The following is a 24,760-nucleotide window of genomic DNA, read 5'->3' on the forward strand; positions in this document are numbered from 1 at the left end:
CCTATGCTTTCGTCAGCCTTGAATTCAGCCAGCCTTTTTTAGCTTCGTCAAAATCTCTCCTGGAACAAGGAATGCAGTTCCTAATATCGTCATCATCCCCGAAATACCACAGGTTGCTGAAGGTATCCCGTTTAAAAGCATACTGCCGGTCATTGATAAGCACATAAAATATCTCATACTGCCTTTCTTTAGGATGTGACCTCTGGATATTGATCCCTTCAATAAGGTACCAGAGCATCTGAGCCGCAAGCTGCTGGTTCAATATGCTGTCTGAATAAATATTATAATTGAAAATCCCTACAGACTGTAAATTTTCACTGAGCCCGATCTCCTTCATATAAGCACAGATTTCCCTTCTGTTCAGTCCGTTTACCTGGGGATGCAGGGAAAACGGTTCACCGAAGCTTTCAACTGCGTCACAGTTTACGGTTACCAGGTCTGCCCTCCTGAAGAATGGCTCAGTTTTCTCAGTAGAATTCATCATTTCCGCCAGACGTATAATATCGAATTCCACCTCTTTGATCAGCCGCACGGAATCTGCTTCGTTGAGATGCTTCTGATAGGCAAGATGATGGTAATTTCTGATTGAAAAATCTTTCGTGCTGAAAATTTTACCTAAAAAGGTGTATTCATCCATGGCTTCATCCTGCCGGAATGAGATAATATTACTGATCTGCGTATAGTTGATATTCTTACGGTAGATATTCAGGGCAGAAAACAAAGAATAGGAAAAATCATTGGAGCCTCCGATAACAACCGGAATGGCCCTCTGCTGATGACAGGCCGAAAGCACTTCCTGAATGATATAATGGGAGTCCTGAACGGATTTCCCGGAGATCAGATCCCCGAGGTCCACCACCGGAACTTCAAAATCCAGCTGCGAAAGCTTATAAAATTCTTTTCTTATACCAGTAAAGTCCTGTATTCCCGCCTCGCCGCCCGCACCTCTACAATCCGAAACAAACAGAAGCACAATACTGTCTTCTTTAATTTGCCTGGTGATACGGCTTCCAATCTGCCAGCTTTCCGTCTTAAAATTCCTCGGTGAAAGGATAAAATCTTCAAAATTCATAAGTTAAACTGAACATCAATCTGAGAACTGTTCATGGCGCAAACTTACAAAAAACCATTGTATCAGTAGCTTTCCTGAATAAAAAAAGCCACTGGCATTAAAAGCAGTGGCTTTATACAATATTATTTTTTCTTGGCTGCGGCGGGCTTTTTTGCTGCTGCAGGCTTTTTAGCTGTTGTTTTCTTGGCTGCCGGTTTTTTCTTTTCGGCAAAAGCATTTTTATCCTGATCCGTGATCCACTTTTTAACCTCTTCCAGAGAAACCGATTTCAGTTCTTCCGCTTCGTATTTGGTATCATCTTTTTTCTTCGGGATCTTAAACATTGCCTTGCCGAATTTAACAAACGGCCCCCATCTCCCATTTTCTATGGATATTTTTTCCTTTTCCCACTGCTGGATGTAACGGTTGGCTTCTTTCTCCAGCTTCGCTTCAATTAATTCATTGATATCATTCTGGGAAAGATTATCGAAGTTATACCGCTTAGGAACATTGATAAAAATATCTTTGTACTTAATGAACGGGCCGAACCTTCCGGCACCCTTGGTTACCGGTTCTCCTTTGTAGGAAGCAATCGGAGCATCGGCTTTTTTCTTTTCGTTGATAATTTCTTCTGCACGGTTCTGGTCCACAGATAAAGGATCCTCGCCTTTAGGTATGCTGATGAATGTCTCGCCCCACTTTACGTATGGACCGAAACGTCCGACACCTACGGATACATTCTGCCCTTCAAAATCATTCAGGTCAAAAGGAAGCCTGAACAGTTCCAAAGCTTCTTGCAGGGTAATGGTAGCAATATTCTGTCCGGACATCAGAGAGGCAAAAACCGGTTTCTCTTCATCTTCCGTTTCCCCGATCTGAATCATAGGACCGAATCTACCGATTCTTGCATGCACATTTTTACCGGTTTTAGGATCTGTTCCTAAAAGCCTGTCACCGGTAGCACGGTCTGCATTTTCCTCCACATCTTCAATCCTGGGATGAAATTTAGAATAGAAATTGGTCATCATTTCTTTCCACTTCTGATCGCCGTTGGCAATTTCATCGAAACTTTCCTCAACTCTTGCCGTGAATCCATAATCCAGGATTTCCCTGAAGTTATCGGTAAGGAAATCATTCACCACTTCCCCGATATCTGTAGGGACAAACTTATTTTTATCACCGCCGAACTTTTCTTCCAGGACCACTTTTTTGATCTTGTCTTTGGTAAGCGACATTTTAACAACTTCACGGGTTTGAGGTTCAATTTCGCGCTTATCCACATAAGCGCGGTTCTGGATGGTCTGGATGGTTGGCGCATACGTTGAAGGACGACCGATTCCCAGCTCCTCAAGCTTTTTCACTAAACCGGCTTCCGTGTACCTTGCGCTGGGCCTCGTGAATTTTTCAGTTGCTGTAATAGTCCTGTACTTCAGTACTTCCCCTACTTTTACTTTCGGAAGGAGTTTCTCATTGCTCTCGTCATCTTCGTCCTCTGTTTTCACAATGCCGTAAGCTTTCAGGAAACCATCGAAAATAATCACCTCGCCCTGAGCTTCAAAATGCTGGGGAAGCTTGGGGTTTCCTATTTCTATAACCGTCTTCTCTATTTTGGCATTGGCCATCTGCGAAGCCAGTGTTCTCCTGTATATCAGCTGGTATAGCTTATTCAATTGGGAATCACCGATGCTTTTCACACTGAAATCAGTAGGACGGATTGCTTCGTGAGCTTCCTGTGCGGATGCGGATTTTGTCGTGTATTTTCTGGGAGCAGAATATTCTGCACCATATTCTGAGGTAATCTGCTTTTTAGCTCCTTCAATAGCTTCCTGGGAAAGATTGACGGAGTCTGTTCTCATATAAGTAATGTGTCCCTCTTCATAAAGAGTCTGTGCAAGACGCATGGTAGTGGTTACATTATACCCCAGTCTGGAAGACGCTTCCTGCTGCAATGTAGATGTTGTAAACGGAGCGGAAGCTGAACGGGTCCCCGGGCGGGTCTCTACATTCAGGACTTTGAATTCGGTATCTTTTGCCAGTTCAAGAAAATGTTCGGCATCTGTTTCTTTTTCAAAATCTTTTTTAAGCTTTGCCGCAATTTCCTGTTCAGCAGTATTCAGGAATATTCCGTCCAGCTTGAAACTTGCTTTCGGGACAAATTCCCTGATTTCTTTTTCTCTCTCTACAATAAGCCTTACCGCTACGGACTGCACCCTTCCGGCAGAAAGTCCCGGTTTTACTTTTTTCCAGAGTACAGGAGACATTTCAAAACCTACAATACGGTCCAGCACCCTTCTGGCCTGCTGGGCATTTACTAAGTTCTGGTCAATATCCCTTGGGTTTTCTATGGCTTTAAGAATGGCATTTTTAGTGATTTCGTGAAAAACAATCCTCTTTCTGTTTTCCGGCTTTAGTTTAAGTTCATCAGCCAGGTGCCACGCGATGGCCTCTCCTTCGCGGTCCTCATCGGAAGCAAGCCAAACCATATTGGCTTTTTTCACGGCAGCCTTCAGTTCGGTTACCAGTTTCTTTTTGTCGGCGGAAACTTCGTAATCCGGACTAAATGTTGCCAGGTCAATCCCCATTCCTTTTTTAGGAAGATCACGGATGTGCCCAAAGCTGGACTTCACCTCAAAATCCTTTCCTAAATACTTCTGAATAGTTTTTGCCTTTGCAGGAGACTCTACGATCACTAAATTTTTCGACATTCTAAAAATTTTTGCAAAAGTAAACCTTTTTTATTATATCCTTTTGACAATCACATTTTATTTAACAGTTCAACAGGAGCCAAAAAGATTCTGTACAGCAAACCTTCCCAAGTAAAACCTTTACCCGACATCTCAACCCTGTACAGTAAGGAGACTACAATAATACCGAGCGTAATATAAAATGTACTGTTGAGACTAACAGGCTGATAATCCCATACAGACTGCCCGTTTTGCAAAGACATACCAAAGAGTATAATCATCAGCATCATATGGATGTACATCCACCGGCCCCAGTCGATAGCGAGGTAAAAAAGAGGCAGTGAAAATAAGAATGCACCTATGAGTAATATAGACAAAAGCTTTCTGCCTGTTAGAAATTTTAAATAATAGCCTATGTGAAAAACGCTGATGATAAAACTGATTCCATAGAGAACATATTCTTTTAAGTGCTGGATGATATATTCCCTTTCGTTGATGTTCCAGTAAAATATCCCATAAACCGGATGAACTCCTCGTTCACTCAATATTTGAAGGGATTGCCCTTCGTTAACATTCTTTCCAAACATGAAAATTGCGATCGCGGGAATACCGACTGCAAGAAAATATTTGATGTATCTCCCGTATTCCAGTTTTCCTGTCTTTACATACAGAGCAATGGCAAAGTAAGGAACAAAGAAAACAGTGACTTCATGCAGCAATGTACTGATGATTAAAAAGAAACAGAACAAATATTCCTTTTTTTTTGAAAGCTTCTGATGATCCAGAAGATAAACGAAAACCGTAAAAATAAGGAAGACTATAAACTCCTTTTTCCCTACGTATGTTACCGTGTTCAGAAGTCCTACAAATCCTATGGAAGACAACAGCAGTGAAAGGTATAGCAGATCAGTGCGCTTATACCGGATCAGCTTGGCATAATACCAGAAGAAAGAACTTATGATGCTTAACTGAAAAAAATAAACCAGGTAGTTCAGCCGCAGTCCTGTGATATCCTGGAGCATAAAGAAAAAACTCCCGGAAAGCCCCCTTCTTTTGAATCCTCCGTCCTGGTAGTTGATCAGCCAGTCCGCCAGGATATACCCATCATCTTTCAGATTATATACCAGTGTAAATATCAGAGTGTAAACTGCCGTAACAGCGATCAGTAAGTAAATAAATATTTTGATATTGAAACGGGAAACAATTTTTTCAAACCTCATAGATGTTCAGTTGAGTTCTACATAAAAAAGAGAGATAAAACGGCTCTTTTGTCATTTTTCATCATTTTCAGCCATGCCAAAAATATAAAATTCCAAATTGGTAAGCACTATTTTATCCCTCTTTTATAGGTCCAATATCAAAGGGTTAGCTATTCTTTAATAATCTTTACAATTTCTTTTGAGTTATTGATCCTTAGAAGATAAGCGCCTGAAATCAGGGATGAAAGATCTGTCTGCATATGATCAAACTTTCCTGATTTCACCAGTTGACCGGACATATTATATACCTGATAATAATATCCCTGATCAGAAGGAGCTTTGATATACAGAATGTTTTTAACAGGGTTCGGGAAGAAAGAAATTTTATCTTCCTTAACCAGATCACTGACTTCATTCCTGCTGAGCGCCCCGGCTTGTTTCGTTACCGGCAATGAGGTAATTTGCAATCTCGGAATTACGCCTTCTTCATTTCCTGATGCATCATACTTGACTTTTACACATCGGCAGCTCATTCCGAAATAAGGATCATTATTATCATGGAATGCCACCATACGGTTGGCACTGGAAGCCGCATCAAAAAGCAGATTTATCGGCCTTCCGATATAGCTGGAATTCAGCGCTGCTGTCCATACGGCCGGATATTGAAAATTAATGAAGTTAAACGTCCCTGTAGGGCTCTGGTTAGTCATCACACTTCTCACACCTCTGGATCCTGAATTGGGATAGTTCCCTATTTTATAGGAAGAGTCGTTAAATGTATACCCAATGGTTGATGTGGTGCTTGGGTTCCTGACCCTTACTCCCAGATAATCATTCGCAATACTGTACGTGGTAGATACATTTTTATCTTTTCTATAAAAGGGAGTAAGCCCGAAATCCTGGTTGGACACAAAAGCCACTCCTGTTAAGTCAGGAATCCGCCAGCCTTCCGGACATGGATCAAACGGAGATTTCCTGCCGCCTCTTCCCCAACGGTCATACGCAAGGTTCGGCTCGTTGGATAACCAGTCGGTGCCGTTGGTATAGGCAGGAGTTGTAGAATTGTAAGGAGCAAAAGTGCTTGGAATCATATAAATCAGTGGATTCCTCACAGAGTATGAAAGTACTTTTGAAATTTTATCAGAAACTTTATCCGCGGTGCTTACATTGGCGTTGGAAGCATTGGTATAGGTATTATAAGGGACAATATAGTTTCCTGAAAGGTCATTATACGTACCTGCTGCAAGCGTGCTGTAGGCAACGGTACCATTGGCCGCAACATTCCCCAGAAATACATTGTAAGAAGCCCGGTTATCTGCAAACTGGAATGTCGGCAAAGGATCTTTTCTTCCCCATTGATAATGTAATCCGGTAGAAGCCCTGATTTTTGCAAGCTCTGCTGTAGTTGGAGTAAGCGGATTGGCTACAACCGGGAACGCATCAGTTGCCCCCAGGTTCCTGTCCATAAATTCTGTCTGGAAAACATTATCGGCTTTGTTGACATAATTGACATAATTGGTAACAGAAGTCATAGGAAGTTCCGTTGTATAATTGTACGAGCCTACCGGAGTATCAGTTACCCAGATATGCCAGCTCCAGTAGACCGGATTTGCAATGCTTCCGTTATGAAGGGTGACTACAGCATTTCCGCTTTGGTTGGGATTAATGGTAACTGATATCCTGGAAGCTGAAAGGCCGGATAAGGAGCCTGGCGATGGATTGATCATGGATACACCTCCAATCAGACCTGTATTGGTAGTCCAGAGCACATTAGCTTTTAAATTATTAAAATTTGCTGTACTTAATATATCCTTGTTATTCAATAGCTGGCTTTGAACGGCAAATGCTTTACTTACAGGAATATTAATGGTGAATGCAGCCGTATTTTTTACTGCCTGGTATGTATTGGGATTATTAAGCCCTTCCAGATATTCTGTCTCAGGGCTGAGATATTCTGTAGGAAAGTCATAGTTATCTATCGTGTACAGCGGATCTTTTATACACCGGCAGCCATTGGCATCAGAGGTTGCCGCCGTAGCGGTCGGAAAATACCAGTACCTGCCCTTCACAGAAGGAAAACCGGCGTCCGGGGTATCCGGTTGATATTTATCCGGGATTACGAACAGTGCCCTTGCAGAAACAGCCGGGCTTGCATCAAAATGCTTAACCATTGTGGATGTCCATAAAGCAACCTGGTGCTGGTCCGTATACTGGCCCTGATGAGCTGAAATGGAAATACCGCCTGTTCCGGGAAAAATCCCCATATTGTTCCCGCCGACGTTGGATAGATCGATTCCGAAATTAGGGTAAATCCGGAATCCTGTCATGAATGCAGGTGTACCGGAATCTGTCGGTTTTATGATATGATAGTTGTTGCCTTCAAATGCATTTCTGCCCATATTCGTCCGCACTCCGAAAGGAGAAAAATCAATCCTTACATCATCGGTGTAACCGGGAGATGCCAGGTTGGCAACCAATGCTGACGGAAGCCTCCAGCCATTGGGACACGGGTCATAGGATGATTTGTTCCTGTAAGGCTGTGCATTAGAATCATTATTATAATCATCATTGATCACACCCATAGAGTTATCAGACCAAAGATTCAGTTGTGTGAGCTGATTCGCCTTTACTGACGGAGAAGTCCCAAACCAGTTGACGGGTAAATTCGCATTATTATTATAATAAGCCGGCCCGGAATTATCATTTTTGTTTACATAAATAAGGCTTACAGGATTCTTTATGGCAAGCCTGATGTTATTGGTTACAGTTGCATTGGATAACGGAACGAACTTTCTGAGGTTGTCAAAATTAGTGGCATTGGTAAAGTTCTTGGCTACCCGGTGTCTTATCCTGCCAATGGTCCCCGTAACTTCGTAAAAATCATTTCCGCGGTGTACCAATGGTGGGATAGGGTCCTTTCTTCCCCACTGGTAAAGAAGCCCGGCATTGCGATTCCAGTCCCCTCCTGTAATGGTGCCGCTGAGTGCCCCCAGGTTCCTGTCCATCCATCCCCATTCAGAATCAGGGATTGTTTCAACAGTTCCGTCATCCCTCTGCCTTTTTACATTAACATAGCTTTTATATTTGGATCCGTTGGATGGATCATCAGTCACCCAGATATGCCAGGACCAGAAGATTTCACCGTTAACGCGGAAAGCAATTACAGCATTTCCTTTTTTCGATTTATTAACCGGGACTTTAATTTTTGCATTTATGCCTGAATCGATTACTTCCAGTGCATATCCTCCTGCAGATTTTATCAGTCCTGGGGTATCTTCCCATAATACATCTGCTGTGATCTTACCCGCAGGAATGTCTGATCCGCCAATATACTGATCATTTTTCCACATGATATAAGCTTTACGCACGGGAATATATAACCCGCTGCTGCTCTGGGAAGGATCAAACAGGTAACTGTTCGGGGCCTTTGTCCAGTCTTTGGCTCCATATTGCTTATCACTTCCACTATAAGAATTTTGAACATTGTTCAAGCCAGTCGATTTTCTCTCTATACCAGTCTGTTTTGAATTTTTCTTTAATGAGGGATTAATGAGCGAATCGCTCTTTGAATATAACTTCTTAACACTTTCTGATTCCATAACCACCCTGGTTTCCAGGTGATTTCTGGAATACATGACTGCTGAAACCAGACAGCATGCAACCGCCAATTTTAATGATCTTTCCATATCCTTTGTTTTAAACTATCTAACACTATACAACACATGAACCCGTATCTACAACAGATTATTTATTTTACAAATAACATATACGCCATTTTTTAAGTTGTAGATTGATATACCCAAATAATAAACAACAAAATGACATTATAGATACGTTTATAACAAAAATATATTATAATATGATAGATTCATCAATTATTCAGCCATTTTAATAAAAATAAATATTAATAAATCATAAACAGCAATACAAAAGCAACAAATAAACGCATATACGTATAATATACATAAATAATACAGTCTGATAATGTGGAAATTAATGTTTAAAACAACACTTAAAAATGCTGTTGATTATGTTCCTAAAGCGCAATAATCATGAGAAAATTCAGGTTTAATTAATAGGACATGATTGAAAATGTAAGAATTTCTTCAGGCTACTGTGCTATATGATCTTTTTCAACAGACGTTGGAAAGCCGGCTCAAGAAATCTGGCTACAGTATAAGCCAGGATCCCTATAAAAATAAAAGAAAGAGCAGGAAGAAGAAGATAAGGAATCTGCGGGATATGCCGGTGGAGTTTAATCATGGAAGCGATCAGCATATTTTCATGAAGCAGATATAAAGGGTAACTGATGAAGCCTACCAGCCTGAAAAAACGGCTCTCAAACAGAACGCCAAACGGAGCCCAGAATAAAGCACCCAGAAATACCAGAATAACGCTTATAAGATAGATATATAAAACAGGATCATGAAATTTATAGGCGTAAAACACAGAACACACCAAGCTGATAATCAACAGATAAAGATATCTTTTATCATGGTCCCTATAATAGATATAAGTTAAGGCCCCTGCCACAAACCATCCGAAATGAATGAATGACCCGATATAGATTTTCATTGCTGCATTTTCCGCCAATAGCTGATGGACAATAAGGATCTGCAGAAGAGCAGCGGATACATACAATATAAAAATCCCTGCCAGTGCAGTATTCCTGTTGAATATAAAATATAAGGCGCCGAAAATCACATAGAACTTCACCTCCACATAGAGTGACCAGAACGACAGTTCCAGAACGGGAAAATCCGTGCTGAAGATCCGCTCAAGAATGCTGTTGTTAATAAAAGTAATACCGGGCAGCAGCGATTTCAGCTCAGGAATACCAAAAGGCCTTTCATAAAAGAAGCCGGCTGTAAGATAGATGATCAGGCTGCAGATAAGCATCCCCGGGAAAAGCCTGAGCCATCTGTTTTTTATAAAAATCCGGAAACCCGGTGTTTTTTCAACAGACATCAAAATAACAAATCCTGAGATCAGGAAGAACAGCTGTACACCCAGGCTGCCATATTTGAACAGAAGATTGCCTGCATATAACTTTCCGAAAGGATAGTAGGCATCCCATATATAATAGCCATGAAACAGGAATACAAGTAAGATAGCCAGTCCCCTCAAGCCATCAAGCACCTCTATTCTCTTTTTTTTATCCGGCATGATGAAAAAAATTAAGGAAGAAGGTGGTTATGGTAAAGGTCATAGGTAAATCTTCCGGACCGTATATTTTTGAAACTGGAGAAAACAATAAAGTTGAACACAATCAGTGCAATGATAAAAGTATGGATCAGTGCTTTTTTCTGGGCAGATACTACATACATCGCATTCGGAATCAGGATATAGGCAAACACAATGAATGCCCCTGCAAGGCGGGAGGAGAAAATAGGGTTATTCCTGAAGATGAAATAGGCACAGATCCCAATAACCGCATAATTGCGGTGGTATTCATAGTAAGGGTACCTCTGTACCATTTTGGTATCGAATGCAAAAAGAAAAAACGTAAGGATTGCCATCATCACTTCCGGAATCCCGATCCCCCCGTTAATCCTTTCGGCACTTTCGTCTATATAACCGTTAAAACCTACCGCAAGCGCATTGTCCCCGGCAAAGTTTCCCAGGAACTCACCGAATGATCGGTAGACTTCAAAAGGAGAAAGGAATACGGATGTGATAATCAGGATAAACATCCATGCTTTATTCAGCGGAATGCGTGCTACCCAGTACATCGGTAAGAAAAGGTAGCAGACATTGTGGATCCCTCCGGCTATATAAATACAGAGAAGGTAAGCCCAGAGTTTCCGCTCTTTGATATACCGCAAAGCAAAATACACGATGAATGACCCTAAATTCTGGCGGATCTGCCCGGATTCCCCCACGAAAAAGCCCGGGATAAACAGCAGGGCCAGAAAGGTAAAAGGATAAAACGTATTGTCTTCAATATATTTGAACTTAAAGAAAATCGCAAGAGCGGCTACCACAAGGGTTAGGATAAAAAACGGGGCATTGAATATATTGAGCAATACCTTATTGATAAGCACAAACAGCCACTCCAGCTCCATAGGCTGCGGAGTTTTAAGGTGCAGTGCGGCAAAGAGGATGGTAATATAATCTTTGGTATCCGAGTAAACATAAATCCCCCTGTAACTCCCGAAGTCTGGCCCAACTCCATCACGAAGCCCCGCAATAATGATCAGGTAGGCGCCCAAATAGTACAGCCATTTCCTCTCCACCTGATGTCCGTATACCTCCTGAAAGCTGAAGATAAGCATGTATATAAGAGCGATAATAAAATACGGATGCAGTAAACTCATTTAGGGCAATATTTTTTAAACTGATATGAGGCGATAATGATTCCCGTAAGCACCAGCGGAATGAAAAGCCTGGTTTCCCAGAACAGGCCCACCAGGGCAATCATGGCAAGGTATGGAGTGGAGAATAAAAAGTATTTCCTGATCACCGATTTTCCCGCTTCATCGGCTATCTTATACCCGAAATATATGCTGATGATGCCGAAGAGCAGCCCGGCAAGATTATACGGGCTGGTAAAATTCTTAAGCAGGTATATTCCTTCAAAGAAAGAAGCCTGCTGTGGAATGGCCATCCTTAAACCGACATATGGTATGACAAAAGCCATAACCAGCAGCAAAAGCTCTTTTATATGATTATAATTACCTTTTTTAAGCAGCTGTAGGTCTACAGTTATGGCTGCAAAAAATGCAATATTCAGACAGGCCGTTTCCCTGACCAGGGTAGATACAAAGATGATCAATGCCAGGACAATAAGATCGCGTGACTGACTGCTTTTAAAATATTTCAGACTGAAAAACATGCCCCACAGATAAAAAAAGACAGCAATAGAATCGCAATTGGTCGGCACATACTGTACAATAACCAGAAAGAAGATACAGATAAGATGGATAAGCCGTCTAACTGTTAAGCCAGCCAACAGATCAGTAGGCTCAAGTTTCAGAATGCGGTCCAGAATCCATGAGGAAAGCATGAAAAATGTAGCATTGATCAGAAAAATGCTGTGGTAAAAAAGAGTTCCGCTTTTAAGCAAAAAAGACTTTACAAAAGAAGGAAAAGTACTGACCAGACCAGTAAAGGCTTCCGTAACATGCACGCTCAGGTAATTAGGAATGACCCTGTAGGCATACACTGATGAAAACATAAAGTCAGGCGCTTTTTCCATGGATTTAAGCCTTACATACGAGGACTCGAAACCATAGTAAGAGATCATAAAAAGCAACAGAGGAAAAATTATGATCCATAACCATCCTTCTCTTTTTTCATCAAGTTTTGTAAACATATCAAATACAAGTTCCTTTCCTTATAATAGACTGTCTGTTTTTAAAATGCTTATGATTGGGAACTTTTGCAAAAGTATAAGTTTTTTTCATTTCACCAGAATATTTTGTTGATTTTCAGACAAAACTTATCCGGCCAAATGCTTTGAACTAATACTTAAAAAATTAAATTTGCAGACTTATTCCCACACCATGCACCGTTTTTTTATTTTTTTGTATTATCTGATTTCCAGACACAGGATACTGTCCGGAGCTGTGGCTTTATGTATTGCCGCCATATGCATCTTTTTTGCTTCCAGGATTACTTTTGAAGAGGACATCAACCAGATCATCCCTAAAAACGAAAAATCGGACCTTACTGCTAAGGTACTGAAACAGCTTAACTTCTCAGATAAGATCATTGTCATTATTGAAAGCACCTCTAAAGAGAACAGCTTCCAGCTTTCTGAAACGGCAGATACATTCCTCCAGGATATTCAGCCTTTAAAAAAGTACATTGCAACCGTCCAGGGGAAGGTCAATGACGATGAAATTTCAAATACGTTTGATTTTGTCCGGGAGCACCTCCCGCTTTTCCTTAACGAACAGGATTATAAGGAAATCGGGGAAAAGCTCCAGAAAGATAGTATTGATAAGAAGGTGGAAAGTAATTATGTGTCACTGGTATCCCCTGCCAGCCTGGTCACCAAAGAATTCATCAAAAAAGATCCACTGGGCATTACCTTTCTGGGCGTAAAAAAACTGAACGCACTCAACCTCAGCCAGGATTTCAGGCTTGAAAACAATTATATCGTCTCCCGCGACGGCAGGCACCTCCTCCTCTTTATAGACCCTGCCCACAAAAGCAGCGACACCAAAGATAATGAAGCATTCATTAATGCGTTGAATGACATAAAAAACAAACTCAATGTACAGTTCAAAGGAAAAACGGAACTGAGCTACTTCGGATCTCCGGTGATTGCCGTAGCCAATGCACAGCAGATCAAGAAAGATATCAGGAATACAGTAATCATCTCCATGACGGTCCTGCTGGTCCTGCTGATCTACTATTTCCGGAACTTTTTCACACCGGTAATCGTTTTTCTACCCACCATTTTTTCTGTGTTGCTGGCTTTGTTGGCCCTTTATTTCATCAAGGATAAGCTTTCTGCCATTTCATTGAGTGTAGGTGCTATCCTGATCGGTATTACGATAGATTATGCGCTTCATATCCTCACGCATTACAAGCACAATCATAACATAGAAGAGTTATACAAAGAAATCACGCAGCCTATCATCCTGAGCAGCGCCACGACCGCCGTATCATTCCTCTGCCTTGTTTTCGTCCGTTCCGAAGCCCTGAAAGACCTTGGCCTTTTTGCTTCCCTCACCGTGATCTTCTCTTCTGTTACAGCCCTCATTATTGTACCGCAGCTGTACCATCCCAAAAAGGAGAAACAATCCCTTAACACCAACTTCATCGACAGAATCGGTTCTTATCCATATGAAAAAAACAAGCCTCTTATTATCGGCTGCACGGTTATCATCATCGCCTGCCTCTTCGGGTTCAGGCATGTAGGGTTCAATGAGGATATCGGTGACCTGAACTATATTCCCAAAGAACTGAAGCTGAGCGAAGCCAAACTCCAGAAACTGTCCGATATCACTTCAAAATCCATCTATACCATTTCCTACGGAGACTCTGAGGATGAAGCGTTGTCTAAAAATACCCGGCTGAACAGCTTTCTGGAACGAGAAAAGCAGGAGGGCAAGATTTTAAATTACAGCTCGATAGGCAATGTCGTCCTTTCCCGGAAAGACCAGCAGCAAAAGTTCGAAGAATGGAACAGCTTCTGGGCCGGAAATAAAAAAAATAAGGCTCTGGAAGACCTAAAACGCGCCGGTGCTCAGTTCGGATTCAACAGTTCCGCTTTCAACAACTTTAATGATATGCTGGATAAAAACTATGCTACCTTAAGCCTTCAGGATTATGAAAAGGTAAAAGCTTTACAGGTCACTGAATTCCTGAGTAAGGATAAAAATTTCTTTACCGTTTCCAATATTGTCAAAGTCGATGAAAACCACCGGGAAGCATTCATAAAAGATGCAGAAAAAAACCATCAGGCGCTTGCCATTGACCGCCAGCAGATGAATGAAAATTTCCTGGGGCTGCTGAAACGGGATTTCAACACCCTGATCAATTACTCATTACTGGCTATTGTCCTGACCATCATAGTCTTTTTCAGGAATTTTGAACTTACTGTGCTTACCATGGTTCCGATTGTTTTAACCGGGATCGTAACAGCAGGGATTCTTTATTTTCTGGGTCTTGAACTTAACATTTTCAGCACCGTAGTATGCACCCTCGTTTTTGGTGTAGGGGATGATTTCAGCATCTTCCTGACGCAGGCCATGCAGAAAGAGCACACCACCGGAAAAAATGAGCTTCCTACTTACAGGGTATCCATTATTCTGGCGGTATTCACGACCATTCTTTCCATTGGCTCCCTTATTTTTGCCAGGCATCCGGCGCTGCATTCCCTGGCCCTGGTAGCATTGATCGGAATGTTCTCCGTCATCATCATTACCTCAACGCTATATCCTTTCTGGTTCAGGTTCTTTATTACGAACAGGGCTAAAAAAGGACTATCCCCGATCACATTCAGGCTGATGGTCAATTCCACGCTTTCCTTCCTGTATTACGGACTGGGCGGATTGTTTTTCTCTTTTATCGGAAGCTTCTTTGTAAAAAAATCAAAAGGAAAGACATTAAACCTTATCAAAGTTTTTTCTGCCCGGTTTTTAACTTCTGTCCTGTTTACGAATCCATGGGTAAGGAAGAAGCTCATTAAAAATACGGATGAAGATTTCAGCAGACCGGCAGTCATCATTGCCAACCATACCTCTTTTCTGGATATCCTTGCAGTAGCCATGGTAACCCACAAAATGGTATTTCTGGTTAATGATTGGGTATATAATTCGCCGGTATTCGGGAAAATCGTTAAAGCATTGGGATTCTATCCTGTTTCCCAGGGGATAGAAAACGGTATTAATCCGCTCAGGGAGAAGGTGAGCCAGGGCTATTCCCTGATGGTCTTCCCTGAAGGTGAACGCTCTTATACCAATGATATCAAACGGTTCCATAAAGGAGCATTTTACCTGGCTGAGCAATTCGGGCTGGACATTGTCCCGGTGTATATCCATGGTAATTCCGAAGTATTGCCGAAAGGGGATTTTATTATTTATGACGGAAGCATTACCATTAAAGTAGGCGAAAGAATCAGTAATGATGACCCAACTTTCGGCAGCCACTATTCCGAAAGGACCAAAAGGATCAATGCCTACTTCAGAACACAGTTTGCTGCGTTGAGAAATGAGCTGGAAGATGAAAATTATTTCAGGAGCAAATTATTCCTGAGCTATCTGTATAAGGAAAATGAAGTGGTAAAAGCGGTAAAGCAGGATTTCAATACCTATAAGAAGGATTATTACGCGCTTAACCGGTATATTCCCGCTGATGCTAACATCCTGCATATGGCAGATGATTTCGGACAGAAAGATCTCCTGCTGACATTGTACCAGGCAGGAAGAACGGTATTCACGCTGATTGCCGATGAAGAAAAAAGAGCGGTGGCGAAACAGAATTATCTGGTCAAAAGAAGGAAGATCCACTATATCGGCCATATTTCAGAAGTCAAAAAGAATGTTGGTATACTTTTGGTTTCTGATAAGCGCTTTAATATAGAAACAATGCCGGAGCTCCCGGAAAAAATCATAACACTGGACAGTGAAAGCCAGGGTATTAAAGATGCAGGGTACCGTTTAGAATTTGAGTCAGGAATAATTAAAATTTACATAAAACAGTAAATACAACTGAAAAGCATATTTTTGTACTAATTAAAGAAATATAATGAAGAAAAATATACTCGTCATCTATTATTCACAGACCGGGCAACTGGAGGATATTGTAAAAAATATTGCCAGACCTTTTGAGAATAGAGATGAATACCAGGTAACGTATTATAATATCCGCCTGAAAAAGGACTTTCCGTTTCCGTGGCCGGGTGACGTTTTCTTCAATACTTTTCCGGAATCTTACCTGCAAATCCCCAGTGAAATCTACCCTCCGGAAGACGAGGTCCTGAATACCCGTTTTGATCTTATCCTCTTCGGATATCAGGTCTGGTATCTTACACCATCCATTCCAATCATCTCTTTCCTGAAAAGCCCTTATGCAGCAGGCATCCTGAAGGACACGCCGGTGGTGACCATTTCCGGGACCAGAAACATGTGGATGCTTTCCCAGGAAAAACTGAAGGTATACCTTAGGGATCTTAAAGCTAAGCTGGTAGGAAATATTGCCCTGGTAGACCGGCATGATAATTACACCAGCGTACTGACGATTCTCCGGTGGCTTACGACAGGAAAAAAAGAAAAATCAGGAATGCTTCCGGCTGCCGGAATTTCAGATGAAGAAATCGCCGGTTCTGTAAAATACGGTGAAATTATCGAGAAACATTTCAGCACCAATGAGCTCGAAACCCTGCAGCCCGACCTGGTGAAAAACGGTGCCGTGGAAATCCGCCCGTTCCTGGTGCGGGTAGAAAAAGTAGGCAATAAAATTTTCACCGTATGGTCTAATCTGATTATCAGGAAAAAGGAAAAACGACCATTGCTCATTAAATTCTTTAAAGTATATTTGATGGCTGCGATATGGATCATTTCTCCCATTGTGCTGGTGTTTCACATACTTTTAGCTCCGCTTCTGAGCTCAAAAAGAAGAAAACAAAAGGAATATTTACAAGGAATTAATTTAAAATAAAATGTACGACGTATTTATAACAAAAGCTTCAACATACTTACCGAATGAACCTGTTTCTAACGAAGAGATGGAAACGTATCTGGGCTTGGTGAATGAGAAACCGTCCAAAGCAAGAGCTTTGATTTTAAGAAACAATAAAATTAAAACCAGATATTACGCATTGGATAAAAACGGGAAGCCTACCCATACCAATGCACAGATTACGGCAAAAGCTGTTGAGGGACTTTTCGATGAAAAGTTCACCAGACAGGATATGGAACTGCTGTCATGCGGAACAACCTCTGCAGACCAGATCCAGCCTTCCCATGCGTCTATGGTGCATGGTGAATTAGGTCTGAATAAATCTATTGAGATCAACACATCCATGGGACTTTGCAATTCCGGGATGAACGCCCTCAACTACGGATTCCTTTCCGTAAAGGCAGGTGTTAAACAGAATGCAGTATGTGTAGGATCTGAAAGATTTTCATCATGGATGACGGCGGATAAATTCAACCATGAAGCAGAAAACCTGAAACTCCTGGAAGAAAGGCCTATCATCGCTTTTAAAAGAGAGTTCCTCAGATGGATGCTTTCCGACGGAGCCGGAGCCTTCCTGCTGGAAAATAAACCGCGTGAAAATGAAGTTTCCCTAAGAATAGAGTTCATCGATTTTTACTCCTACGCCCATGAGATTGAAGCCTGTATGTATGCAGGATGCGAAAAGCAGGAAGACGGAAGCCTTAAATCATGGGCAGACTACCCTTCTGATGAATGGCTGAAACAGTCTATTTTCGCCCTGAAACAGGATACGAAACTTTTAGATGAATACATCCTGGTGAAAGGAGCGGAAAGCCTGCGTGCTTCTTTCGATAAGCATCAGCTGGATCCGGACAGCATCGATCATGTTCTCGCCCACATTTCTTCAGGCTACTTCAAGGAAGGCCTGAAAGAAGAATTTGCCAAAAAAGGAATGGATTTCCCATGGGAAAAATGGTATTATAACCTTTCTGAAGTTGGAAACATCGGGGCAGGGTCTATTTTTATCGCCCTTGAACAACTGATGAATTCAGGAACGCTTAAAAAAGGGGAAAGAGTATTGCTTTGCATTCCGGAAAGCGGAAGGTTTGCCTATTCATGTGCCCTGTTAACAGTTTGCTAATGGGAAAAACGCTGCCGTCTGACAACCCTGCTTTTGTGGAAAGCCTGATCCCGCAAAGGGCCCCCTTTGTTATGGTTGATGAGCTTTCAGAATATTCTGAGACCCATCTGATCTCCGGATTCACTGTCAAAGAAGAAAATATCTTTGTACAGGACGGGATTTTCCAGGCATCCGGACTGGTTGAACATCAGGCCCAGAGTGTTGCGCTGCATACCGGATACAAATATTACCTGTTGGGAAAAGAAGCGCCGACAGGATACATAGGAGCCATCAAATCTTTTGAAGCGGAATCACTGCCCAAAGCAGGTGACCGCCTGGTAACGGAAGTGACCATCCTGAGCGAGGTTATGGGAGTAACCCTGGTTAATGCCGTAACCCGGCTCAATAATGAGATTATTGCCAGCGCTCAGATGAAAACTGTTGTAAAATAATTGTACCCATGGAAATCAAGGAAGAAAACATCATTAACATCCACCATTATCTGCCGCATCGTGAGCCTATGCTGATGGCAGATTATATCCTGGAACTGACCAAAGAAAAAGTGGTGACTTCCTTTGAGATTCTTGAAAGCAATATTTTCGTCCATAATAACCATCTGGCGGAGGCCGGACTCATCGAAAATGCAGCACAGACCTGTTCCTCTATTCTCGGGCAGAGCTTTTTTAAGTCTGACACTGAGATTAAAGTAATCGGTTTCATCACCAGCATTAAAAAAATCGAGGTATTCGGGTTGCCGAAAGTGGGTGATACCATTATCTCCAGGGCTTCGCTGATTTCCCAGTTTGAGAACATCTGCCATATTTTCTGTGAGACATTCAGAGAAGACGAATTATTGGTCAGGACAGAGATTAACTTATTTATCCAGGAAATACAACACTAATTAGACCCATGAAAAAACAAGACCTTCCTCAGGATGAAAGCAACCTGAAATCGGCAAACATGACCGAAGTTTTGTATGTTACTGATGAAAATGACCAGTATACTACTGCGAACAGCATCGGCTGGGAGGCGAAAAAACTTGCGCTGGAAGAATCCATGGAACTTATTCATGAAAGGATAGAAGAAGCAAAACAGAATGTAGCCCTGAATAAAGTAAGCCCGGTGATCTACTTTATGGAACTGAATAAAATGGATCTCAGCGTTCTCGCTGCTTACGTAGGCATGTGGCAATGGCGCGTGAAAAGGCATACCAAACCTAGAATATTTAAAACATTAAGCGATACCATACTGAAAAAGTATGCCGATGCCTTCGGGATTTCGGTAGAAGAATTAAAAAACTTCGACGGTAAATAACAGGCCGGACAGCAATACCAACTGTTCAATTAAAGAAATGAAACATAATCATCCGGCTTACACAAACCCAACAAGATACGAATGAAACTGAACTTCGAACACCATCAGACCGCTCATTGCGAAAACGGTGTCGCCTCCAACCTACTGCTTAATAAAGGCTTGCACCTCAGCGAACCTATGATCTTCGGAATCGGATCCGGGCTGTTCTTTGTCTACCTCCCGTTCCTGAAAGTGAACTTCGCTCCCGGGTTCAGCTACCGTCCTATGCCCGGTGCCATCTTTACCAAAGCAGCCAGGCGATTGGGAATCAAAATTAAAAGACAAAAATTTTCAAATCCGGAAGATGCCCGGAAAGCCCTTGAAAAAAACCTGGAGAACAATATTCCTACCGGGCTTCAGGTGGGAGTATTTAACCTCACGTACTTTCCCGAGGAATATAAGTTTCATTTCAATGCCCACAACCTTGTGGTGTATGGGAAGGAAGACGGACGTTTCCTGATCAGCGATCCGGTTATGGACTATGTAACTTCGCTTTCTGAAGCAGAACTGGAAAAAGTACGGTATGCCAAGGGAGCCCTTCCGCCGAAAGGCCATATGTATTTCCCGACGTTCATTCCAGAAAAGGTCGATCTGGAAAAGGCGATCATCAAAGGTATCAAGGATACCTGTAAGAATATGCTGGCCCCTGTTCCCATCATCGGAGTTAAAGCCATGCGGTGGGTAGCCAGAAGCATCCCGAAGTGGGCAGAAAAAAAAGGGACCAAGCAAACCAACCATTACCTGGGGCAGCTGATCCGGATGCAGGAGGAAATCGGGACCGGCGGCGGCGGATTCCGTTTTATTTACGGTGCCTTTCTGCAGGAAGCTGCCGATATTCTCAAAAATGAGCAGCTGCGGGAGCTTTCCAGAGAGATTACCATGATCGGTGATCTATGGAGGGACTTCGCCGTGGATATTGCCCGCGTATATAAAAACAGGAACTCCAAGAGCAATATTTATCAGGAGCTTTCCAAATCCATGCTTCATATTGCCGACCTGGAAGAAGCTTTTTACAAAAAACTGAGCAAAGCAGTCTGATATGGCAGAAAACAGTATTGAGATCAGGAACCTGTATAAAAAATACAAAAATGCTGATGAATTTTCCGTTAATGACATTTCATTAGACATCGGGAGCGATGAGATCTATGGGATCCTGGGCCCTAACGGCGCAGGGAAAACCACATTGATTTCCATGCTTTCCGGTTTAATACAGCCTACGTCAGGACATTTTACGATCAATGGATGGTCTCCTCAGAAAAATATTTCCACCATAAAACAGATCATCGGGATTGTCCCTCAGGAATACGCACTCTATCCTACCCTTACGGCAAAAGAAAATCTGATGTTTTTCGGGAGCCTGTACGGGTTGAAGCACACAACACTTGACAACAGCATCGATGCAGCACTGAAAAGAATGGGGCTTTCCAAATTTGCGCATAAGAAAATCGAACAGTTTTCCGGAGGTATGAAACGCCGCTGCAACCTGATTGCGGCGACCCTTCACCATCCCAAAGTCCTTTTTCTGGATGAACCTACGGTAGGTGTGGATGTACAGTCTAAAAAAGTCATCATCGACTACCTGCAGGAACTTAACCGGGAAGGCACCTGCATCATTTATACCTCCCATCACCTTTCCGAAGCAGAAGAATTCTGTACTAAAATCGCCATCATAGACGGAGGCAAGATCCATGCGGTAGGAACACCGGCAGACCTTATTAACCGTGTGCCCCATGCCGAAAACCTGGAAGACGTATTTATTTCATTAACCGGAAAAGAACTGAGAGATGTTGTATAAGCTTTGGAGAACCTTCCTGAAAGAAATTCTCTTGCTGAAAAGAGACATAGGCGGCATTGTGATTATTTTCGTCATGCCCCTGCTGCTGATTGTAACCATTACCCTGATCCAGGACTCTACCTTCAAAAATCTTGAAGGAACCCGGATTCCGATCATTTTTATTGATAATGACCGTTCCGAAGTTTCAAAAAGCATCCGCCAGGAACTGGAAAAGAACAAAAGTTTCGAACTGAAAACCGAATTTACGGAAGCTTCCGCAAGGAATGCCGTATTTTCAGGAGAATACCAGATGGCGATTGTCATCCCGGCGAAACTCACCCAGGACCTCAATACGACCATTGATGCCAAGGTGCAGAAAATCGTAAGCTCCTTCGGGCTTGAAACAGATGCAGCAGGTCAACAGGCACTTTCTGCAAAAGCCAAAGAAATCCATCTGTATTTTGATCCTGCGATTAACTCAGGATTCCGGAATTCCGTGATGAGTTCGGTTAATAAGATGATTTTTGAGATCGAGAACAAAAAAATTTACAAAGCATTCCAGGATCAGCTGGGCACCACTGAGAACCTGGAAGAGAATAAGAACCTGATTGCTTTTAAGGAAATTACACCTCCTAGAAATAAAAATGAAGCCATGCCGAATTCCGTGCAGCACAATGTACCTGCCTGGACGCTTTTTGCCATTTTCTTCATTGTAGTGCCTTTATCGATCAATCTGGTGAAAGAAAAAAGCCAGGGAACCAGCGTGAGGGTGCGCATAAGCCCTACCCCATACTTTATCCATATCCTGGGGAAAACATTCACCTACCTGATCATCTGTATGATTCAGTTCCTGCTGATGGTGGCCGTGGGAATGTATCTTTTCCCGTATATGGATCTGCCGGCATTCGATGTTTCAGGGAAAATGTTCCCGCTTATTATCGTGACCCTTGCAGCCGGGCTGGCCGCCATAGGATTCGGGGTTCTGCTGGGAACCATTGCAGACACGCAGGAACAATCTGCCCCTTTCGGAGCCACTTCTGTGGTTGTGCTTGCGGCTATAGGAGGCATCTGGGTCCCGGTTTTCCTCATGCCGGAATTCATGCAGCATATCGCACGGTTTTCGCCGATGAATTGGGGGCTGAATGCCTATTATGACATTATCCTCCGGAACAGCGGCATCAGCAGCATTGCCACAGAACTGATCTTATTAATCCTGTTTTATCTCGTGATGGTAGCCCTGGCCATTGTATATGAACGGAAACTCCACCGGGTCTGATAAAATGAATATAAAAAAAAGAAATGCAGCCTAAAGAAATGAATACCTTATCCTGTACAGAAGAAGTAAGAGTACGGTTCAATGAGACGGATCCTCTGGGAATCGTATGGCACGGGCATTATATTGTGTATTTTGAAGACGGCAGGGAAGCTTTCGGCCGTGAACACGGGCTTACCTACCTGGATATACAGAAAGCAGGGTATGTAACCCCGATCGTAAAAAGTACCTGCGAGCACTTTCTGCCCCTGAAATACGGGGAAACATTCAGGATTGTGACTACCTTCATCAACTCCGTTTCTGCCAAACTGATATACCGGTATGAAATTTTCAATACGGAAAACAAGCTGGTATGCAGCGGGGAGACCATTCAGGTTTTCTTGGATTCAGAAAGCAATCTTTGTTTATATAACCCTGAATTCTTTCAGGACTGGAAAGACCGCATGGGATTATCATGAAAAAGCCGACATTCATTACAGATTACAGCTGTGTGACGCCTCTGGGCTTCGACACTGCCTCCAACTGGGAAAACCTGATCGCCGGGAAGTCGGGGATAGCCCGGCATGCTGTCGTGGAAAATCAGGACCCGTTTTACACTTCCATGATTCCTGACGACCTGTTGAATGAAGAATTCAACAGGCATTTTGATGGCGCAGATTATACCCGGCTGGAAAAAATGCTTCTGTTATGCCTCAAACCACTGGTTGAAAAGCATGGAATTACAGAACATACGGGACTGATACTTTCTACCACAAAAGGGAATGTTACCCTGCTTAAAAATCAGCCGCACCTTCCGGAAGGGGCGTATCTTTCCGTGCTTGCCCAAAAGATGGCTGATCATTTCGGGTTTACCTCTAAACCTATTGTCATTTCCAATGCCTGCGTATCGGGGGTTTTGGCACTGGCAGTAGCCAAAAATATGATTGCGGCCGGTACGTATACCGATGCATTTGTCATAGCCGGGGATGAGGTTTCGGAATTTGTTCTTTCCGGGTTCAATTCCTTCCAGGCGATCGCGCCGGAACCCTGCAAACCATATGATGCGTCACGGAACGGCATTAACCTGGGGGAAGCAGCTGCGGCAGCGTATGTCACGTCATCACCGGCCGGTCATGCACCTATATGCTTTAAAATATCAGGAGATTCATCGGTTAACGATGCCAATCATATCTCGGGTCCTTCCAGAACAGGCGACGGATTATATATCAGTATCAGCCACGCGATGAAGGAAGCGGGAGTAACCTCTGAAACCATCGATTTCATTTCAGCACACGGAACCGCAACCCTCTACAATGATGAAATGGAATCCATTGCATTCGGCAGGGCGGGATTGCAGCATATACCCCTGCACAGCCTGAAGGGATTTTACGGGCACTGCCTCGGCGCCTCGGGGCTGCTGGAAAGCATCATAGCTATGGAAAGCGCTTTGCATGGGACGCTCATCCGATCTAAAAATTTTCAGGAAAACGGCGTATCGGGAACACTGGATATCATCACGGAAAACCGTCCTGCAGAAATTACCCATATCCTCAAAACAGCATCAGGATTCGGGGGCTGTAACGCTGCCCTGGTCCTGGAAAAATGTTCAACACCAGGCTTATGAAGAAAACCGATATCTGTACCATAGCCGGTTCATCCATCACGGTAAACGGCGACGTGATTTTCAAAAGTGAAGCACAGGATTTTTCAGACTTCGCCAAAGGAGCCTATAAAGCACTGGAAATCAATTACCCTAAGTTCCATAAAATGGATGCTTTGAGCAAGCTTGCTTTTCTGGGGGCCGAAATGCTGCTTAAAGATCAGGATAACGACAACACCGCACTGGTTTTTGCCAACAGGTCCTCCAGCCTGGATACCGATGTAAAATACCAGGAAAGCATCAATTCAAAGGAACATTATTTCCCGAGCCCTGCCGTTTTTGTGTATACCCTGCCCAATATCTGTACGGGTGAAATCTGCATCCGGCATACAATGCAGACGGAAAATGCCTTTTTTGTCCTGGATGAGTTTGATGAAGATTTTCTGCATGCTTATTCGGAGCAGCTGATGGAATCCGGAAAAGCGGAAAAAGTACTTTGCGGCTGGATAGAACTTTATAAGGAAAGTTATAATGCTTTCGTATATTTGCTGACATTATAAATTTGATAACTTGAAAATGGGCTGATTTGAAAATACAATATCATAATCAGATT

The 24,760-nt window shown here is 42.7% G+C and carries 19 protein-coding genes; 12 read left to right on the forward strand and 7 right to left on the reverse strand.

What is annotated here, in order from left to right; genetic code table 11:
• Position 1: 1 nt before the first annotated feature.
• From CGB83_RS11285 to CGB83_RS11315, 7 genes are all read right to left on the reverse strand, one after another.
• Positions 2-1,072 carry a formimidoylglutamase gene (locus tag CGB83_RS11285; protein ID WP_100075862.1) on the reverse strand — a complete coding sequence of 357 codons (1,071 nt, stop codon included), beginning with the start codon at positions 1,070-1,072 and terminating at the stop codon, positions 2-4.
• Positions 1,073-1,194: 122 nt separating this feature from the next.
• Complete coding sequence (gene topA / locus CGB83_RS11290; RefSeq protein ID WP_100075863.1) at positions 1,195-3,756, reverse strand: type I DNA topoisomerase; 2,562 nt, start codon at positions 3,754-3,756, stop codon at positions 1,195-1,197.
• A 50-nt stretch (positions 3,757-3,806) separates the two neighbouring features.
• The gene (locus tag CGB83_RS11295; protein ID WP_100075864.1) at positions 3,807-4,955 is read right to left on the reverse strand and encodes a hypothetical protein; all 1,149 of its coding nucleotides are present in this window, start codon (positions 4,953-4,955) and stop codon (positions 3,807-3,809) included.
• 149 nt (positions 4,956-5,104) lie between these two features.
• The gene (locus CGB83_RS11300; RefSeq protein ID WP_100075865.1) at positions 5,105-8,620 is read right to left on the reverse strand and encodes a T9SS type A sorting domain-containing protein; all 3,516 of its coding nucleotides are present in this window, start codon (positions 8,618-8,620) and stop codon (positions 5,105-5,107) included.
• Positions 8,621-9,053: 433 nt separating this feature from the next.
• Positions 9,054-10,100: an acyltransferase family protein gene (locus CGB83_RS11305; protein WP_100075866.1), complete on the reverse strand. Its 1,047-nt coding sequence runs from the start codon at positions 10,098-10,100 to the stop codon at positions 9,054-9,056.
• Positions 10,101-10,111: 11 nt separating this feature from the next.
• Positions 10,112-11,251 carry an EpsG family protein gene (locus CGB83_RS11310; protein ID WP_100075867.1) on the reverse strand — a complete coding sequence of 380 codons (1,140 nt, stop codon included), beginning with the start codon at positions 11,249-11,251 and terminating at the stop codon, positions 10,112-10,114.
• Entirely contained in the window at positions 11,248-12,249 is a 1,002-nt protein-coding gene (locus tag CGB83_RS11315) for a hypothetical protein (RefSeq protein ID WP_100075868.1), read from the reverse strand. The genes CGB83_RS11310 and CGB83_RS11315 overlap by 4 nt, the downstream gene beginning before the upstream one ends.
• 169 nt (positions 12,250-12,418) lie before the next feature.
• Between CGB83_RS11315 and CGB83_RS11320 the strand changes: the two genes are divergently transcribed.
• The 12 genes from CGB83_RS11320 to CGB83_RS11375 all read left to right on the forward strand — a co-directional run bounded on the left by CGB83_RS11320 (position 12,419) and on the right by CGB83_RS11375 (position 24,707).
• Positions 12,419-16,093 carry an MMPL family transporter gene (locus CGB83_RS11320; RefSeq protein WP_228419909.1) on the forward strand — a complete coding sequence of 1,225 codons (3,675 nt, stop codon included), beginning with the start codon at positions 12,419-12,421 and terminating at the stop codon, positions 16,091-16,093.
• Positions 16,094-16,136: 43 nt separating this feature from the next.
• Entirely contained in the window at positions 16,137-17,048 is a 912-nt protein-coding gene (locus tag CGB83_RS11325) for a hypothetical protein (RefSeq protein WP_100075870.1), read from the forward strand.
• Between the two features lies 1 nt (position 17,049).
• The gene (gene darB, locus CGB83_RS11330) at positions 17,050-18,189 is read left to right on the forward strand and encodes a dialkylresorcinol biosynthesis protein DarB (protein WP_100075871.1); all 1,140 of its coding nucleotides are present in this window, start codon (positions 17,050-17,052) and stop codon (positions 18,187-18,189) included.
• Entirely contained in the window at positions 18,189-18,620 is a 432-nt protein-coding gene (locus CGB83_RS11335; protein WP_100075872.1) for a hotdog family protein, read from the forward strand. Before darB ends, CGB83_RS11335 begins: the two co-directional genes overlap by 1 nt.
• An 8-nt stretch (positions 18,621-18,628) precedes the next feature.
• Positions 18,629-19,069: a hotdog family protein gene (locus CGB83_RS11340; protein WP_100075873.1), complete on the forward strand. Its 441-nt coding sequence runs from the start codon at positions 18,629-18,631 to the stop codon at positions 19,067-19,069.
• Between the two features lie 8 nt (positions 19,070-19,077).
• On the forward strand, positions 19,078-19,482 hold the full coding sequence (DarG, locus tag CGB83_RS11345) for a flexirubin biosynthesis protein DarG (protein WP_100075874.1): 405 nt from the start codon (positions 19,078-19,080) through the stop codon (positions 19,480-19,482).
• An 81-nt stretch (positions 19,483-19,563) separates the two neighbouring features.
• Positions 19,564-20,559, forward strand: coding sequence for a BtrH-related acyltransferase DarH (gene darH / locus CGB83_RS11350; protein WP_100075875.1), 996 nt, complete (start codon positions 19,564-19,566; stop codon positions 20,557-20,559).
• Position 20,560: 1 nt separating this feature from the next.
• Positions 20,561-21,316 carry an ABC transporter ATP-binding protein gene (locus tag CGB83_RS11355; RefSeq protein ID WP_100075876.1) on the forward strand — a complete coding sequence of 252 codons (756 nt, stop codon included), beginning with the start codon at positions 20,561-20,563 and terminating at the stop codon, positions 21,314-21,316.
• Positions 21,306-22,571: an ABC transporter permease gene (locus CGB83_RS11360; protein ID WP_100075877.1), complete on the forward strand. Its 1,266-nt coding sequence runs from the start codon at positions 21,306-21,308 to the stop codon at positions 22,569-22,571. The genes CGB83_RS11355 and CGB83_RS11360 overlap by 11 nt, the downstream gene beginning before the upstream one ends.
• A 23-nt stretch (positions 22,572-22,594) precedes the next feature.
• Positions 22,595-23,026: an acyl-CoA thioesterase gene (locus tag CGB83_RS11365; RefSeq protein WP_100075878.1), complete on the forward strand. Its 432-nt coding sequence runs from the start codon at positions 22,595-22,597 to the stop codon at positions 23,024-23,026.
• Positions 23,023-24,171, forward strand: coding sequence for a beta-ketoacyl synthase N-terminal-like domain-containing protein (locus tag CGB83_RS11370; RefSeq protein WP_100075879.1), 1,149 nt, complete (start codon positions 23,023-23,025; stop codon positions 24,169-24,171). The genes CGB83_RS11365 and CGB83_RS11370 overlap by 4 nt, the downstream gene beginning before the upstream one ends.
• On the forward strand, positions 24,168-24,707 hold the full coding sequence (locus CGB83_RS11375) for a 3-oxoacyl-ACP synthase (RefSeq protein WP_100077572.1): 540 nt from the start codon (positions 24,168-24,170) through the stop codon (positions 24,705-24,707). Before CGB83_RS11370 ends, CGB83_RS11375 begins: the two co-directional genes overlap by 4 nt.
• The last annotated feature ends 53 nt before the right edge of the window (positions 24,708-24,760 follow it).

Origin of the sequence: Chryseobacterium camelliae (assembly GCF_002770595.1) — a bacterium.
In the GTDB taxonomy this organism is placed as follows: Bacteria; Bacteroidota; Bacteroidia; order Flavobacteriales; family Weeksellaceae; genus Chryseobacterium; species Chryseobacterium camelliae.